General features: G+C 35.3%; 13 protein-coding genes and 1 pseudogene. 12 read left to right on the top strand and 2 right to left on the bottom strand.

Going from position 1 to position 15,783, the window contains the following annotated elements; all coding sequences use genetic code 11:
* Positions 1-1,036, bottom strand: a pseudogene (locus tag MK403_RS09410) (IS3 family transposase); the annotation flags it as partial.
* 781 nt (positions 1,037-1,817) lie between these two features.
* Between MK403_RS09410 and MK403_RS09405 the strand changes: the two are divergent.
* From MK403_RS09405 to esaA, 12 genes are all read left to right on the top strand, one after another.
* Positions 1,818-2,108: a WXG100 family type VII secretion target gene (locus tag MK403_RS09405; protein ID WP_038804232.1), complete on the top strand. Its 291-nt coding sequence runs from the start codon at positions 1,818-1,820 to the stop codon at positions 2,106-2,108.
* A gap of 49 nt (positions 2,109-2,157) precedes the next feature.
* Positions 2,158-2,640, top strand: a complete 483-nt coding sequence (locus MK403_RS09400; RefSeq protein WP_223327448.1) for a type VII secretion protein EssA — start codon at positions 2,158-2,160, stop codon at positions 2,638-2,640.
* On the top strand, positions 2,603-2,860 hold the full coding sequence (locus tag MK403_RS09395) for a hypothetical protein (protein WP_009013811.1): 258 nt from the start codon (positions 2,603-2,605) through the stop codon (positions 2,858-2,860). Before MK403_RS09400 ends, MK403_RS09395 begins: the two co-directional genes overlap by 38 nt.
* 9 nt (positions 2,861-2,869) lie before the next feature.
* A complete protein-coding gene (gene essB, locus MK403_RS09390) occupies positions 2,870-4,069 on the top strand; it encodes a type VII secretion protein EssB (RefSeq protein ID WP_000460976.1) in 1,200 nt (399 codons plus the stop codon).
* The gene (gene essC, locus MK403_RS09385) at positions 4,070-8,515 is read left to right on the top strand and encodes a type VII secretion protein EssC (protein ID WP_268709676.1); all 4,446 of its coding nucleotides are present in this window, start codon (positions 4,070-4,072) and stop codon (positions 8,513-8,515) included. It begins immediately after the preceding gene.
* A 42-nt stretch (positions 8,516-8,557) separates the two neighbouring features.
* The gene (locus MK403_RS09380; protein ID WP_268709675.1) at positions 8,558-8,965 is read left to right on the top strand and encodes a YwqH-like family protein; all 408 of its coding nucleotides are present in this window, start codon (positions 8,558-8,560) and stop codon (positions 8,963-8,965) included.
* 11 nt (positions 8,966-8,976) lie between these two features.
* On the top strand, positions 8,977-9,249 hold the full coding sequence (locus MK403_RS09375) for a hypothetical protein (protein ID WP_268700857.1): 273 nt from the start codon (positions 8,977-8,979) through the stop codon (positions 9,247-9,249).
* Position 9,250: 1 nt separating this feature from the next.
* A complete protein-coding gene (locus MK403_RS09370) occupies positions 9,251-9,901 on the top strand; it encodes a DUF4176 domain-containing protein (protein WP_268709674.1) in 651 nt (216 codons plus the stop codon).
* Positions 9,902-9,921: 20 nt separating this feature from the next.
* A complete protein-coding gene (locus MK403_RS09365) occupies positions 9,922-11,394 on the top strand; it encodes a hypothetical protein (protein WP_268709673.1) in 1,473 nt (490 codons plus the stop codon).
* A gap of 3 nt (positions 11,395-11,397) precedes the next feature.
* The gene (locus MK403_RS09360) at positions 11,398-12,204 is read left to right on the top strand and encodes a hypothetical protein (RefSeq protein ID WP_268709672.1); all 807 of its coding nucleotides are present in this window, start codon (positions 11,398-11,400) and stop codon (positions 12,202-12,204) included.
* Entirely contained in the window at positions 12,204-12,515 is a 312-nt protein-coding gene (locus MK403_RS09355) for a DUF4176 domain-containing protein (RefSeq protein ID WP_268709671.1), read from the top strand. Before MK403_RS09360 ends, MK403_RS09355 begins: the two co-directional genes overlap by 1 nt.
* Before the next feature lie 195 nt (positions 12,516-12,710).
* The gene (gene esaA, locus MK403_RS09350; protein ID WP_268709670.1) at positions 12,711-15,398 is read left to right on the top strand and encodes a type VII secretion protein EsaA; all 2,688 of its coding nucleotides are present in this window, start codon (positions 12,711-12,713) and stop codon (positions 15,396-15,398) included.
* Between the two features lie 52 nt (positions 15,399-15,450).
* Here the strand turns inward: esaA and MK403_RS09345 are convergent.
* Positions 15,451-15,783, bottom strand: a 333-nt coding sequence (locus tag MK403_RS09345; RefSeq protein WP_268709669.1) for an IS3 family transposase, incomplete at its 5' end; no start/stop codon positions are given.

The following is a 15,783-nucleotide window of genomic DNA, read 5'->3' as shown; positions in this document are numbered from 1 at the left end:
TTCTCATAGTATTTCTCTGTAAAGGCCTGTTCTAACATCGTTTGTATTAGGCGAACAAGAAAGATTAAAAGCAATAATTTCGCTGTTAAAGCCATCTAAAACTGGTGATAAGTAAAGCTTTTGAGTACTTGCTGGAATGACAAACTCAGTCACATCCGTATAGCACTTTTCCATTGGTTTGGCTGCTTCAAATTGGCGCTGAATAAGATTCTCTGCTTTATTGCCAATCTCTCCTTGGTAGGAAGAATACTTCCGTTTCCGACGAATTCGAGCACTTAAACCAAGGACCTTCATCAGACGTTGAACTTTCTTATGATTCACTGTAAAACCACGATTTCTTAGTTCAAGAGTAATTCTACGATAGCCATAATTTCCTTTATAGTCATTATAAATGGCTTGAATTTCATCCTTTAGCTCTTTATCCTTATCTGGTTGATCCAGCTGTCTCAATTGATAATAGTAAGTTGAGCGAGGTAAACGAGCCACTTCAAGAAGTAAATCTAGTCGAAATCCTCCTGAAGCCATTTCTCTAACTGTCTCTGCTTTTCTCGCTCTAAGGCTTCGTCCCTTTCCTCTAACTCTTTTAACTTTTTTAGGTAAGCCACCTCAGTCCGTAAGCGTTCATTCTCCTCTTGGAGTCGCTCTAGTTCTGTCATTTCTTCCCAAGTTTTCTTCCGTTTACGTCCCATTTTAGGTACTCTCCCTCTTGTTTTCTCAACAGTAGTATACGCGTTTTTCTTGTATTTTGCTAGCCAGTTAAGAAGTATCGTACGACTTGGGAGACCGTATTCAAGAGAAACTCTATCTTTAGTCCAGCCTTCATGTAAGACTTTATTAATCATTTCTTGTTTTAAATCAGGAGAATAGTAACGATTTTTCCTTTTTTGACGAACTCTATTCCGTAACGATCAATCAATTTAATCATGTATCTAAGATTAGAATTGTTTATCCCAAATTTATTTGAAAGCTTCTCTAAGCTATATCCTTGTTTTCTAAGTTCATAGATCTGAACTTTATCTTCATAACTCAATTTCATAATAAAAACACCCCAAAAGTTAGATTTTTTCTGTCTAACTTTTGGGGTGCAGTTCATATTGTCTAGAGCGTTTTTGTGTTGTTTAAGAAAATTAGATGTTGGTTTTAGATAACTACACATTTCAGATTTTTTAAACAAGATTTAATTGTTGATAACTAGAAAGGATTATTATGTTTGCAAAAAACAAATTTCAATACTGTATTTACAATCATGAGAGACTAGAACTTCATGAGCTTCAAAAGGAATATCAAAAGGATAAAGCTGGGACAAAACTTAAGTATGAAAACCAATTGTTCGCAATCCTTCATGGATAGAGCGCAAGTTGTTCTCGATAGCTCGAAGATCAGCTTGATGTATTATTCTTTCAGCCATAATATCCCTCTTGTTAATGATTTCTAAATTAATTAGACAAAATTTGGCCATAGAATATTCTTATCTTAAAGAAGTAATTATATACTGAAAAACAGGCCGTAATTACACATGATTCAGATAAAATATAACAGAATTATTTTAGTTTCTTCTTATAGTAATAAGAAAATCATAATTGATACTTTAATTCAACATACTATGAAATGAGAATATGAAGTTTTCTATGAGGAAAATGTGCACTTGATTTGACATTTTAGGGCGTATGAAAACTTTGAATACAGGTTTCTTTCTATCTAAATGTTTTTGCAGATACTTTTTTTGTACAAATTTGTATTACGAGTGTGTAACTGATAGACAGACACTAAAATATATGATAAACTAAAGTAGGAAAAAATTTAAAAGGAGAATCCTTATGTCAGCAATTAGTTTAACTCCAGAACAGTTACAATCTCAGGCGGCAATTTATCTTAGTGCTAAAGATCAAATTGAACAAGCGGTACAAACCGTTAATCGAACAAATGGAGAAATGGCATCACAATGGAAAGGACAAGCATTTAATGCTTACCTTGAGCAATACAACCAGTTGTATACACATGTTCAAAAATTCGAGGAGCTTCTAGTGAGCATCAACCAACAATTGAACAACTATGCTCAAACAGTAGCTGAACGTGACCAACAAGATGCACAAAGCTTTGGTTTGTAGTTGATTTTGAGGAGCGTCAGGGAAACTTGACGCTTATTTTTATACCATGATGAAGAAAATTAAAAAATATCTATTAATTCTTTGTATCGTATTTCCTGTGCTAGTTTATGCAGACGATGGTAGCTTAAAACTTGATACAGATATCATTACAAATAGTACACAGGACACGGTCAAAAATAGGATAGAATCCAAATATGCTCCAAATTTATTTTTAAATCGTACCCAAAAGGTTGTGGACCAGAGAACTCAAACAACAAAAGAACTTTTACAGGGGGCAGAGCAGACTATATTTACCGATAGTGAAAAACATTCTATTTATCGTTTAGAAACTACTGTCGTTAAAACATCATTGTTTAATCAATACACTGTAGAGGAGAAACCCTCTTTTAAACAAAGTGACTATTCAATTTTTAAGGATTGGATGGGAAGTGTATTTACAAGTGTTTTCTTGCTGTTTATGGTTTTGTTGGGAGTCTATCTAGGAAGGAAATGGCATGGATTACGGAAAAATAAAGCTAACTCTAGAGTATAGAGCAAAACAAATAGATATTCGAGTTTCAAAAGCTCTTACTTGGTTAAGATTAGAGGAATTATTAAAAGATACCAAAGTTAGAGAACAGTTGAATTTACCTCTAAATAGTTCGTTTTGTTTCAAAGTTAGAAATAAACAAATTCATATCGAGACAACGGACATCTTGGCTGCTTATCCAGTTAGTGATGGGGATTATATAGAGATTGAAGATGTATCATAGGAGAAAAAAATGTTTGAAGCAGATCAACTACAATTTGTGAGAGAAGACAACCAAATATCAGTTCAAATTTCTTCATCAGGTTATCATAGAGAACAACTTGAATTGATTAAAGAATACTGTCCAGTAGAAATAGTTCAAAAAGATGGAGTTCTTTCTTTGAATTATATTATTCCCGAGTATTTTAAAACAGTTAAGGAAGAAATTTTAAATAGAAGTACGGAGCTTGAGCGTTTTAGTTTGGCACAAAACATGTCGGCATTAGTTCATTCTGAAAATGATTATAAAATTCCATATATCCATCCTGAGAACATCATTGTTTTTGGCAGTAATGTACAAATGTTACATTATGGAATCGAAAAATTACTTGCACCACAGCAGTATAGTTCGGAATTCTATTTAGAGTCTTATAAAGCTTTAATGATTTCTATTTTACTACCTAAGGTAGATTTTGACTTAGTCATCCATGGGATTGATGCAATAAAGGAAAAGGTAGCACAGGATATTATTCCCTTAGGGAGTGTAGCTGATGTTAATAAATATATTGCAGAAAAGTATGCAAAATTATCAGAAGAGAGTTCAAAAGCTAATTTGTTGGTGAACAAGAAAAAATGGAAGGCTTTGTTAATAGGGGGAGCCTTGCTTGCTACAACCACAGTCATTTTAAGTTTTGCAACGTATAAGTCTATGTTTAAAGACGGCCCCCTAAAATCATCAGTCATTATGGCCCAATCAAATTTCATGCGAAAAGACTATTCTGAAACAGTTGAATCATTAAAAAATTATGGTGCAGAATCATTGCCAAAAGAAGCTAAGTATATCTTAGCAGCAAGCTATGTCCGTTTAGATAGTTTGAGCGATAAGCAAAAGGAAGTTATTTTAAATACGATTACAGAATCAACAGATGATACAATTTTCTATTATTGGATTTATCTTGGACGTGGAAAATTTGAAAAAGCTCTAGATGTGGCACAAAATATCGGGGACACACAATTGATTTTACACGCTTATACAAATCTATATGAATCAGTTAAAGCAGATATCAATATGAACGGTTCTGAAAAACAAAAGAAACTTGAAGAATATGAAAAGAAAATAAAAGAACTTTCTGCTGAGATTGGAGAAGCGACTACAAATAGTAGTGACACAAAAGCATCTACTGAGACAACAACTCCTAAGGACAACCAAACAAAAGAAAAGAGTGAGCGATAAATGAAGGCAAAAAAGCTAGAATATGATCATCAACTGGGAGACCAATTAGGAGAACTTCATAAACCTATTTATACCTTGTTGATTGAACAAGAAAAATTGGAAAAAATTGATTTGTTTGAAGGACAAGAGGTAAGAGTAGGTACTAACGAGTATACAGTAGAAGGCAGAAGAGTCTATCGAAATGGTAAGGAATTAGAAAGAGGAAAATCTACCTTTGATAAAGAAACTGTAACCTTATTGGTTCCTGAAGAGGATATTTTTGTCACTTATATTTTTCCGCCACAACGATTTATTTGTAGCAAGAAAGAATCAGCTGACATTAGTTGGTCAATTTCAAACCAACTTTTTTTCTCAAATAATCAAGTACAGGTTACACTTGGGGAATCTCCGGCTTATCTAAATAACCGTCTTATCAAAGAGGAAGGGCTTTATCCGTTTGAAGTGGGAAACCGAATGAAGGTTTCTAACTATTTTATAGAAAAAAGAAAGAACCAGTGGAAGATTGGATGTCTTTTTGAAGAACCACAATTGAATAAGAGTCAAATTCTGATACAAGAAAAAAATAATGAATATCCGTTGGATTTTCCAGAGTATAGAAGGAGTCCAAGAGTTAACCCGATTATCCATAGTGGGAAAATCATTATCAATCAACCTCCACAGCCGATAAAACCACCTAAAAACTCGCTCATTCGAGCAATTGTTCCAGCTTTAGGGATGTTTACTTTAACTGCATTTAGTTCAATTTGGACGAAAGGGAATCCTGTAATGATGCTAGGGATGGGTGGTTTTAGTCTCCTGACTGCAGCGACAACTATGAGTCAGTATTTTGAGGAGAGAAAGGATACCAAAGAGCAGGAAAAAACTCGTATTCAAGACTACGAAGCATATTTATTAAAACAGGTATCCGACTTAGAAAGCTACTACAAAGAAGAAACTAAGATTTTACATTACAATCAACCGTCAATGTCGACCATTACTGAACTGATTGCAAAGTATGATTCTAGAATTTATGAGCGGATGGACTATAATGAAGATTTCTTACAGGTGTCTTTAGGATTAGGAGATAAGTTAAGCCGGCTAGAGTTACAAACAAATTTTGATGAGCAAAGTAAAGATGAAATATCGCAATTTGCTCGAACAGTCTTGCAAGACTACAGTTTGCAAAAGAAGGTTCCAATTACTGTTAATATTTTTGAAGCGACAGTTGGTCTTGTAGGAAACAGTGAAGTAACTAGGACAGCTGTGTATAATATGCTTTTACAGATGGCAATGTTCCATAGCTACTTAGATGTTAATTTTATCAATCTTGTTCAAGAACTGAGATATGAGAAGGATTGGTCTGAGTGGCGCTTTCTCCCACATTTTAATATGCAGGAGCGAAATATTCGTGGTTTTGTCCATGATGCCAGAAGTCGTGATGCTGTTCTAAATTCGTTTTATCGTATCATTCAAAAACGTTCTCAAATCAAACGTGAAATGGGGGAAAAAGATGCGCGCTTTAAACCTCATTATGTCTTAACGATTATGGATGACTCCCATTTACTTGGCCATAGTTTGAATGAGTATCTAGCCAAGGATTTGACAGAGTTAGGTGTGACTGTTATTTGGGTGAAAGAGGCGCGTCGTCTTTTGCCAGAAACTATCACAACTCTGATTGAATATAAGAATCAAAATCTAGGTCAAATCATTAATGATGAAGGATCCTATAGTGCACAAACCTTTATTCCCTACCCACTGTTGGATTGCTATGAAGCTTCTATCCGTACTTTAGCAAATCTAAAACACATGGAAGTAGAGAAGAATACGATTCCAAAATCCGTTACTTTTTTGGAACTCTATCAAGTCAGAGAAGTTGAAGAGTTACAGGTTGCGACTAGATGGTCCAAAGCAGATACTTTTAAAACGTTAGCAGTGCCATTAGGATTGCGTGGGAAAGATGACCAGGTGGAACTCAACTTACATGAACGTGCACATGGACCGCATGGTCTTGTAGCAGGAACTACTGGTTCAGGTAAATCGGAGATTCTTCAGTCGTATATATTATCCATGGCTGTAAATTTTAGTCCAGAGGATGTTGGATTTCTTACGATTGACTTCAAGGGTGGTGGGATGGCGAATCTTTTCAAAGATCTACCACATATGCTTGGGTCTATTACTAACTTAGATGGCGCGGCTAGTGCGCGTGCCTTAGCTTCTATCAAAGCAGAGTTACAAAAACGCCAACGACTATTTAATCAATTTGGTGTCAACCATATTAATGGATACACTAAATTATATAAGGAAGGGCAAAAATCTACTGACAAATCAGGCTATCCAGACAAACCATTACCTCATCTGTTCCTGATTAGTGATGAGTTTGCTGAATTGAAAGAACATGAACCAGAATTTATGACAGAGCTGGTTTCGACAGCCCGTATCGGACGTTCGCTTGGGGTCCATCTAATTCTTGCTACACAAAAGCCATCAGGTGTCGTGAATGATCAAATATGGTCAAACTCTCGTTTCAAACTAGCTTTGAAAGTGTCAGATGAGTCTGATTCAAATGAAATTATCAAAACACCAGATGCAGCGAGTATTACTGAACCAGGGCGTGCCTACTTACAAGTAGGAAATAACGAAATCTATGAGTTGTTCCAGTCTGCTTGGAGTGGTGCATATTATGCCCCGCAAATAGAGGGAGTTCAAGAAGTTGTTGATGAACGAATCTGGTTGATTAATGACCTGGGACAATATGAATTGCTATCTGATGACCTATCTAAGGATGAAAATTATACTGCTGATCAGACGGAAGAAATCACGGAACTCTCAGCTGTTGTAAACTATATAGCAAGAGTGAGCAAGACTGTACCTCTCAACCTGCCAGATAAACCGTGGTTAGAACCACTAGAGACAGCCATCATATCCCCTCAAACAGATATTCACTGGACCGATGAAAAAGTATTGGCCGTTCCCTTTGCTCGAATGGATATTCCGACAGAGCAACGTCAAAAGGATTATCATTTTGATTTGGAAAAAATGGGGCATACAGTTTTCTATGGTTCACCTGGTTTTGGGAAATCCCTAGCTCTTCAAACTCTAGTGTTAAATCTCGCTCGTTTGAATACTCCAGAGCAAGTACAAATCAATTTATTTGACTTTGGGACAAACGGCCTCTTGCCACTAAAAGATTTACCTCATGTAGTTGATTTGACAAGGTTTGATGAAGAAGAAAAACTGGTTAAGTTTTTAAAACGTATTGACCAAGAGTTGAAGATTCGCAAGGAGAAGTTTGCCCTCTATAATGTAGCAAGTCTTTCCCAATACGAACAAAAATCGGGTGAGAAACTCCCTGCTATTCTTACTATTTTTGACGGCTTTGATACTATAAAAGATACACCGCTAGAAGAAGCTATTGAAAGTATGATTAACCGCCTCCTACGTGAGGGAGCGAGTCTTGGATGCTATGTGATTTTGACAGCACTTCGTTCAAATAGCCTTAAAATCAGTATGTCAAGTAATATCACCTCGCGCTTGGCCTTTTACCTGGTTGATGAAGGAGCTTCTAAGGAAATTATCGGACGCGATGCTTTAATTCAGCAAGAAATTTTTGGTCGTGCCCAGTTGAAAGAAGATATTCCTTATGCCATTCAGGTTTATCTCCCTATAAGTGGAGAAGGGGACATTGAGCGCCTATATAACTTGGAAGAAGAAGTCAAGTTGATTGCAAGAAGCTGGACAGGAGTTTGCCCAGAACCAATCCCAATGTTGCCAAATGAAGTGACGCTTACACACTTTAGTAATCATCCTAAAGTACTTGAGATGTGGTCGAGAGGGGAATTACCAATAGGGTTTGATAAAGAAACAACGGATCCTCAAGGGTTTATTCCCGACAGAGATGGGTATTTTGAATTCTTATATGATACCCCGCAACAATTGGAATATTGTGAAAATAGTTTGATACCAGGTCTGAATAGATTAGTAAATATTGAAAAAATATTATTAAATACCAACAATAGTTACAAAAAAACAGAAGTATTTGATAAAATTATTGATAGAGATAATATACCTAGTTTCTTTAACGATATTCAAGGAGAAATTGAAAGCCGTCACAATGGTAAAGAGGCTTCAATGATGTACGTGTTTATCCCAGAAGCGCATATGCTGGGGACTTTATTAAATATGAAAGTAACCGAGGATGTATTTAAAAAGATTGTTAGAAATAGCGGAAAAGTTCACATTCATTTTGTATTTATGGGAGAACAACAAGCTATTAGTGTAGGCTACTTAGATGTTGACAAGGTCTTAAAGAGCAATGTTCCTGCTGGATGTGTTGGAACAAGGTTCAAAGATCAAAATATTTCAAAAGTACAAACGAGCTTCAGTGAGCCAGTTGTAGCAGAGGATGAGACAAACTTTTTTGTGGGTAGAATAGGTTATCGTTTACGATTGGTTACAGATAATGGATAGAATATTTAACATAAGTTGATAAAAAACAAAGGAGATATAGCTATGTCTCGTGATTACAGTTATGAGATTTACTCTTTACGACAACAGATTTCAACAATGTCTAGTGAAAGAGCAGATATATTAAATAAAATAAGTATTCTAAAACAGAATAAGAGTAAAATACAGAGTAAGAAAAGCGCAATTTCAGAACAATTGTCTCAATACGATTTGATAAAGACAAAAGCTACTTCTAATTTTGCTGGAAATAGAAGAGATGATTTTAATAATAAAATAGAAACGCTAAAAGGATCGATTTCCCAATGGTTGGAGAATACTCAGAATAATATTGATTTGATTGATAAAAAGATTTCAACCTATACGGCTGAAGCTTCTAATTTAGCAATTGGTATGAATTATGCTAGTCAATCACTAAATACTTATATTTATCTTCAAAGTCAAAATGAAGATTAAGGGAGAGAGTTATGGGAGAAATAAAATTAGATTATAATATTTGGTCTGTTGATGTTGTTTCATATTCTTCATCAATTGATGCTTTATCCGATCTTTCAAAACCTACCTTGAGCGAGAATGACTTACAACCTTTCCTTAAAATTAATTCTATGATAGATGAGTTAAACAGTTCGATAAAAACATTTAAAAGCAATTCAATAGATCAGACACGAAACATGTCTAGGGCTGTAGCGAATAAAATGTCTGATGATGCTGCTGGGGCTGCAGGTTTTAGAGGAGGATAAGATGATTTCACAAGAAATGTTATGGGCGCAGTATTTTACAGAGTCCTATCTTGGTTTTAAGCCAAATTCACTCATCGATCAAATCGCGAAAGCTATTATTTATAGACCGGATTTATTTAGAAGATTGGTTTTAAATTTGTCTCAGAGTGATATGAGTTATGAGTACAATCCAACAATTGGAGCAAGTATTGATTTTCGCTTCAATAAGGGAGAGGTTATTATCACTCGTCTTGGGGAAACTCAGCTTTTTTCCACATCTGAGTTTATGCGTTTACTTGGATTAATTGATAAAATTTATACAGAAATTCTGCCATTAGGTAGTGTTATTCAAATAAATAGAGAAAAGTTACCCAAAGATGCTCTTGAGGATTTTATTGAAGAAATGCCTGTCTATGTATTAATTACAGGGCAACGGGTATCAATTGAAAACAAGTTTTATCTAGATTACACAGGATATTTTTGGCCAAAAGGTTTGATTCCAAATCAAGAAACCTTAGTTATATCCGATGACATGATTGCATCCGTCCTTTTTAGAGGTCTAGAGAAAAATGATATTCAGGAACAACATGTCTTAAACCTGCGTCGCCAACTACTTGCAAAGGATCTGGATTCGTATACTTTTCACAATTATCAAATGGAGGCTAGCCGATGAAATATAAGTATTCTGAATTATTGATAGCGCGCGAGGGACTTTATCGTTCAAAAAGTGGATTTGAAGATAAGATTCTAGCAGCGCTTCAAGGTACTCGAGAGTTGATTGGCACTGAAAGTTTTCGTTCGGCCACCAAAGATGCGATTAATGCAGAGCTGAGTAATTATAACCTGCCTTTATTATTTAGTTACCGTGATTTAGCCAATGGTTTATATAATGAGTGGGATCGGCTGATGTTACGCTTTCAGGAGTTGGTTGATGAGCATAGTCCTGCTGCTGTCATTGATACGTCAGAATTTTCCGGTTTAAAAAGAGCTGTGGAACAACCGACTCAAGAGATTTTGAACTTGATTGCCCATCCAGACCTTACAATAGCTTACTCTGCAATTGGAGGTATAGTTGGCATCAGCAATCCTTCTTCCGCAGATATCAAAAGCCATAAGGAAGAAGCCCTGCAATCTCTTCGTACAACTGAAAGTCGGATGGAATCATTTAATGGTGAACTGTTGGGGAACGGTGTAACCACTACCCTCTCCACGATTGCAAGTGGTTTGAGTCGGTCTCGCAAAGCTGTTGGTATGACAGACCCTTATCACAATGTGGAAGCCCTTGCAATTTTTAAGGACACGAAGTTACGGGATCAACAGATCGAGAATTCTAAAACTCTGCACGAAGAACTAATCCGTTATATTCGACATTATAATCCAGAAACGGCCTTTGACTTGAGTCAGATGAGTGAACAGGATCTCCAGACCTTGGGTCGTACGATCTCTCTTGCCTCCCATGGGAATGGCGGTAAGAAACCTCAGGAACTGATTGATTTCTTGAAAGGGAATGAAGTTACGTTTGAGAAGGAGATCACAGTATATGACGATGGTCAGCACTATCTCAAGAGTAAAATCCAGATAAAAGGTCACTTCAAAGGGGAAAGTGCCATCACTTTTAACACTAAATATAAAGATGGTAAGTTAAGTCAAGAAGGAGAGTATAGCGTAGGAGGTTTGAGTACGGATTTCCTAGAAGAAAAGGCCAATTATAAGACGAAGATAGGACTAAAGGACTATTCTATAACGGGTGAGTTCAGTCTAGCAGACAAAATTAGTTCAAGCTACGGGAGACTCGCACCCAACCTTTCTATTGGCTTTGGCTATAAGAATCGCTCGGTTGAGGTTGGAACTAAGTCAGAAGATGGCTACCGCGTGACTTATGTGAAGGAACATAATCAGGTTAAACAAGATTACGCAACAGTTAAAACGACCACTGAAACAGGGGTGAGAAGAGTGGATCATCTCCAAAGGACATTTGACTATGTCGCAGAGCATCCAGTTGAGTCGGTGGCGATAGCTTTTGGTGCAGTAATTACTATAGGTGCCGCTGTAGCGTTTGCCCCTGAAGCTATTGCTGCTGCAGGAGCTGTGCTAACTGCAAAATTACTAGGAGGATTAACTAGCATCCTTATTGGCATATCTATCTTTAATAATAGAGGGGAGTAACATATGAAATTAGTAGAAAAAAAAGTAAGTAGGGCGACAGAAAACACTCTTCTACAACTTGATAGGGCTATTCTAATTTGCTTATTTTTAGTCTTGGTTGTTGATGTGATGGCAGTATTTTTAGTATTTCAAAGTAATTTGAAAATATTGGGACTCATATTATTAGTTATTGACTTTTTAGCTCTCGTCTTTGTATTTTATTTAAGATTTATATCTAGCAAAGTTATTTATCTAATGTTAAACGATGCTATTAATCTTAAGCTCTATGTAGACATGTTCAGGGTTCAATCAGAAAAGTCTATTAAGCCCTTTAGGGCAACATATCGTGAGTATTACCAATTTATCCAAGGCCAAGTAGCTTATCTAAAAGGAGATTTTCAATCTGCCAAGGAAAATATGTCCAAGTATAATTTGAAAAAAATTTGGGGTAGATTAAGAGACTATACATTTTTAATATCAACCTATGAACTATTAAAAGTTTCCATCCATCTTCAAGATGAGCGAGACATTGCTTTCTTTGAGGAACAATTGTCCAAGGCGCCAGATTCGAAAGATGGGAAAGCTAAACTAATCGCCCAAACTCAAGCCATAAAAGATATTGTGTTCAATAAAGAAGTGAATGACTACTTCGATACCACAGAACCCGAAAATAAGCTAGCTCGAATCATGTTCTCTTATTACGGAGCCCTCAACGCTCAATTAAAAGGAGATGAAGCTCGTGCTCGTAGTTTGTTTGAAAGCATAGCCCATGAAAATCCAGAGCTTTTCTATGTACAGGAAGCGCAGAAATATTTAGAAGGAGAAAAGTGATGTCAGAACGTACTGCTTTACCGATTGGAAGTGTTGTTCGAGTGAGAGAAGGTGTGGAGCCTGTCATGATTGTTAATCATTGTCCAGTTACTGAAAAGGACGGCAAGCAAGGTTATTTTGACTTTGGAGCTGTCAGTCTTCCACTAGGACTTATGAATCAAAACATTATCTTCTTTAACAAAGAGGATATAGATGAAGTTCTATTCTTTGGTTACATCGATCGTCGTTTTCAAGACTTTTTGAGTCGTTATGATGAGGAAGTCTCAAAAATCACCTATGACCACTTCACCATAGAAGACTTCAAAAAATGACATACAAATCCTAGAATTTCATTCTAGGATTTTCTATATGGTGAAAAAATGAAACACCTAAAATTTAGTATATAGGTCGGTGCATAAGCAAGTTACGAATTGGTAAGTTTTATTAATAGAATAAAGATTATAAGCCCTCCTTGCCTGACTCTAGTATTCGTGGTATAATAAAGGGATAAATGAGAGAGGTTAGCTATGAAAAAAATAATTATAGGTAGTAGTGTTTTTGTAACTTTGTTGGTTGGTTCAGGAGCAACATTTATTTATTTAAAGAATCAAGAGATTTCTGTAACAAATAAGGTTAACGATCGTAAATTGAATATTGCTCTGGTAAATGAAGATGCTGGAGGCGTATTAAATGGCAACGCCTATAATCTAGGAAATGATTTCACAAATTTATTATCAAAAGAGAATACAAATCAATGGACTGTCATGACTCGTAATGTTGCTGAAAATCGATTTGAAAATGGGTCGGTTGATGTAATTGTTTATATCGAACAACAGTTTTCAGAAAAAATAGCTCAACTGGAAAGTTTTAATCCTGATAGAGCAAAGATAACATATAAAACGAAATCAAATTTAGATCCAGTTAAATCTAAGAATGTTGAGTTACGAGTAGGCGAGTACCTTAATACTATTAACCAAAATGTTATAAAAATGTATTTTTCGAGTGTTATCAACAACCTAGATGATGCTAAAAGAAATGTTGATAATATTGTAAATGAACAATCTGGCACGCATACAAAAATTTCTCAATATATCTATGGCCCGTCAAACGAAGCAAGTCAGTCTATGTTAAGCACTTTGGACTTGGCTTCAAATCTACAGAAAATGAATTCGTCTTATGAAGATTCTCAAAAGGCTTTTTCTGATTCTGTTGTTAGTCTTTTAAATAATACAGGGATAGGCTTAGACAAACAACTTACGGAAGTTAAAACTTATTTTGATTTTCAAAAGGGTATATTTGAGAAGAATGTCTTAACAACCAATAACACATTGAAAGAACAGCATGAAGAAAATTCTAAAATTATAGATGGTTTAAATGATTCGATGCTTAAATCATTGTATCAATTTGGAAATAGTACAGCTGAGGAAAAATCTGAACAAGCTAAACTAGAAGATTTAGTAGTTGATTATCATAAGGTTATTGTTGATTATCAAGGTAAAATAAAAGATAGAAAATCCGAATTTGGACATCTCAAGACAGAATTAGAAGCAGAGAAAAAGAAAATATCACTCTTTTACTTTGGTAAAGAAGATGTTGATTTAAAATCGGACCTTACTTCAGATGCTAAAGCAACACTTGTAGATCAGATTAATAAAAGTTTGATTACTGAAAATCATTTGCCTGAAACTTATCAAACTTTAATTCGTTCAAATCTAACAGATATTAGTATTGAACCAACTGATTACCAAACTTTATTTAGTAAATTGGAGAAACTCAATGTTCTAACAGCTGATCAAGTTAAAGAATATAATGAAAAAATAGATTTACTTAAGAATTATACTAAATTTGATAAGAAGGCTACTTCTATAAGTGGATTACCTGTTTTTGAATTTTTATCGATTGAAAATGATAAGCTCGATAAAGTAACAGAAACGATGGAATTGACAGTTAGATTACCCCAATCTGAGTCTAAAACTGTCGAGGCATCTGTGACAAAACCATCAAGTAGTTCGCCTGAATCATCAACGGTAGTTGAGGCTAGCGGAGTTTCTACTAGTTCTGAAGGGACAAAATATTTATCTCCTAAAGCTAAAGTTTATGTTACAGGAGATGCTACCTTAGTTGGAGGAGAGCAAACTATAACAGATGATAAGCTTTATACTATGACGGTTGAATATACTTTAGAACCACATTATGGGAAAAATGAAATTTCATTTGAAGTACACATTGGTGAAACTACAATTCCTATCAAGAAAACTATTTATCGTAGTGATAAAGAAGAGTCAGATGTTTTAGTGAAAAAAGATTTAAAACATATTTTTGATAAATTAAGCAAAATTGATCGTACAACTGGTATGATTCAAGCAATTTATGGAAGTCCAAGTAGTTCCTCTATTAATTTTTCTGCCTTATCACCAGATTCTGTTTACCATATGTACGGCAACATCAGTCGTGATGATATAGCAACTCAGTTGTCAGAAGATCAAGTTACTAAATTTAAAGAATCAGGTATAGCTTTGTTGGAACAAATTCAAAATTCTTTGGAGTCATTAGAAAAATCAAGCGAGGCATTGCCTGAATTGGCTGAAGCTGAGTTACCGAATGATTATTTCAAAAATCAAATTACAAACTTAGCTGATTGGTATAACAGTTCGATTAAGACCTTATCAACTGAGTACGATAAGTGGAAGGAAACAAAAGCGAAACAATTGGAAGTGACGGAGACAGCTTCAGATGCTAATAGTGGAATATTAATAAATGATAGTGAATCATCAAAACGCTTATATAGTTCAATTGAATCATTAGTGTCTACTACCTCTACTGGTTCAAAAGAAACTAGTCAAAATCACGAAGCAGTTGGGACTATGAAGGATCAATTTACTCAATTTGTTGGTCAAGTTCAGACTATTAAAGATAATGTTGATAAGACTATTTCAACTACGAATGATCTGATATCTAATGAAGCAGAAGTTATTCAAGGGAATAGAGACTACGCAGAGTCCTTTAAAACTGTTATGAAGAATATTCGTGATGGTGGAACGACCAATCAAAATGTGATGAATTTTTTATCTAATCCAATTGAAACTAAAAAAGAAACATATGAAGCGCCAATTTCAGTGGATAATAACAGAGTATGGGTTATTTTAGCGATTATTTTATCAGCAATTTCATCAGCAGGAATCACATATTGGTTGACAAAAGAAAAAGGCAAATAATGTAGATAATAACTCTCAAAATGTACTGACCCCAAAAAGTTAGACAAATAATTTAAGCGAAGGATTTAGTTCTGTATTGCATAGGGCTAAGTCCTTTTAGTTTGACCTTAATTCGTTTGTTGTTGTAGTAATCAATATAGTCCACAATAGCTTGTTCCAATTGCTTAAGCGACTGAAACGCCTTCTCATAACCATAAAACATTTCCGATTTCAAAATGCCAAAGAAAGATTCCATCATACCGTTGTCTGGGCTGTTACCTTTACGTGACATAGATGTTTGGATTCCCTTACTCTCTAAAAACCTGTGATAAGAATCGTGTTGGTATTGCCATCCTTGATCACTATGGAGACTCGTATTCTCATAGTATTTCTCTGTAAAGGCCTG

The organism is Streptococcus oralis (assembly GCF_026782285.1).
Classification (GTDB): Bacteria; Bacillota; Bacilli; order Lactobacillales; family Streptococcaceae; genus Streptococcus; species Streptococcus oralis_CG.
The sequence above is the reverse complement of the archived record's forward strand: the minus strand, read 5'-3'. Positions and strand labels throughout refer to the sequence as shown.

What these genes read in the sequence shown, in the direction of transcription:
- MK403_RS09405 (WP_038804232.1), top strand. Translation starts at nt 1,818, where the DNA reads ATGTCAGCAATTAGTTTAACTCCAGAACAGTTACAATCTCAGGCGGCA.
- MK403_RS09400 (WP_223327448.1), top strand. Translation starts at nt 2,158, where the DNA reads ATGAAGAAAATTAAAAAATATCTATTAATTCTTTGTATCGTATTTCCT.
- MK403_RS09395 (WP_009013811.1), top strand. Translation starts at nt 2,603, where the DNA reads ATGGATTACGGAAAAATAAAGCTAACTCTAGAGTATAGAGCAAAACAA.
- essB (WP_000460976.1), top strand. Translation starts at nt 2,870, where the DNA reads ATGTTTGAAGCAGATCAACTACAATTTGTGAGAGAAGACAACCAAATA.
- essC (WP_268709676.1), top strand. Translation starts at nt 4,070, where the DNA reads ATGAAGGCAAAAAAGCTAGAATATGATCATCAACTGGGAGACCAATTA.
- MK403_RS09380 (WP_268709675.1), top strand. Translation starts at nt 8,558, where the DNA reads ATGTCTCGTGATTACAGTTATGAGATTTACTCTTTACGACAACAGATT.
- MK403_RS09375 (WP_268700857.1), top strand. Translation starts at nt 8,977, where the DNA reads ATGGGAGAAATAAAATTAGATTATAATATTTGGTCTGTTGATGTTGTT.
- MK403_RS09370 (WP_268709674.1), top strand. Translation starts at nt 9,251, where the DNA reads ATGATTTCACAAGAAATGTTATGGGCGCAGTATTTTACAGAGTCCTAT.
- MK403_RS09360 (WP_268709672.1), top strand. Translation starts at nt 11,398, where the DNA reads ATGAAATTAGTAGAAAAAAAAGTAAGTAGGGCGACAGAAAACACTCTT.
- MK403_RS09355 (WP_268709671.1), top strand. Translation starts at nt 12,204, where the DNA reads ATGTCAGAACGTACTGCTTTACCGATTGGAAGTGTTGTTCGAGTGAGA.
- esaA (WP_268709670.1), top strand. Translation starts at nt 12,711, where the DNA reads ATGAAAAAAATAATTATAGGTAGTAGTGTTTTTGTAACTTTGTTGGTT.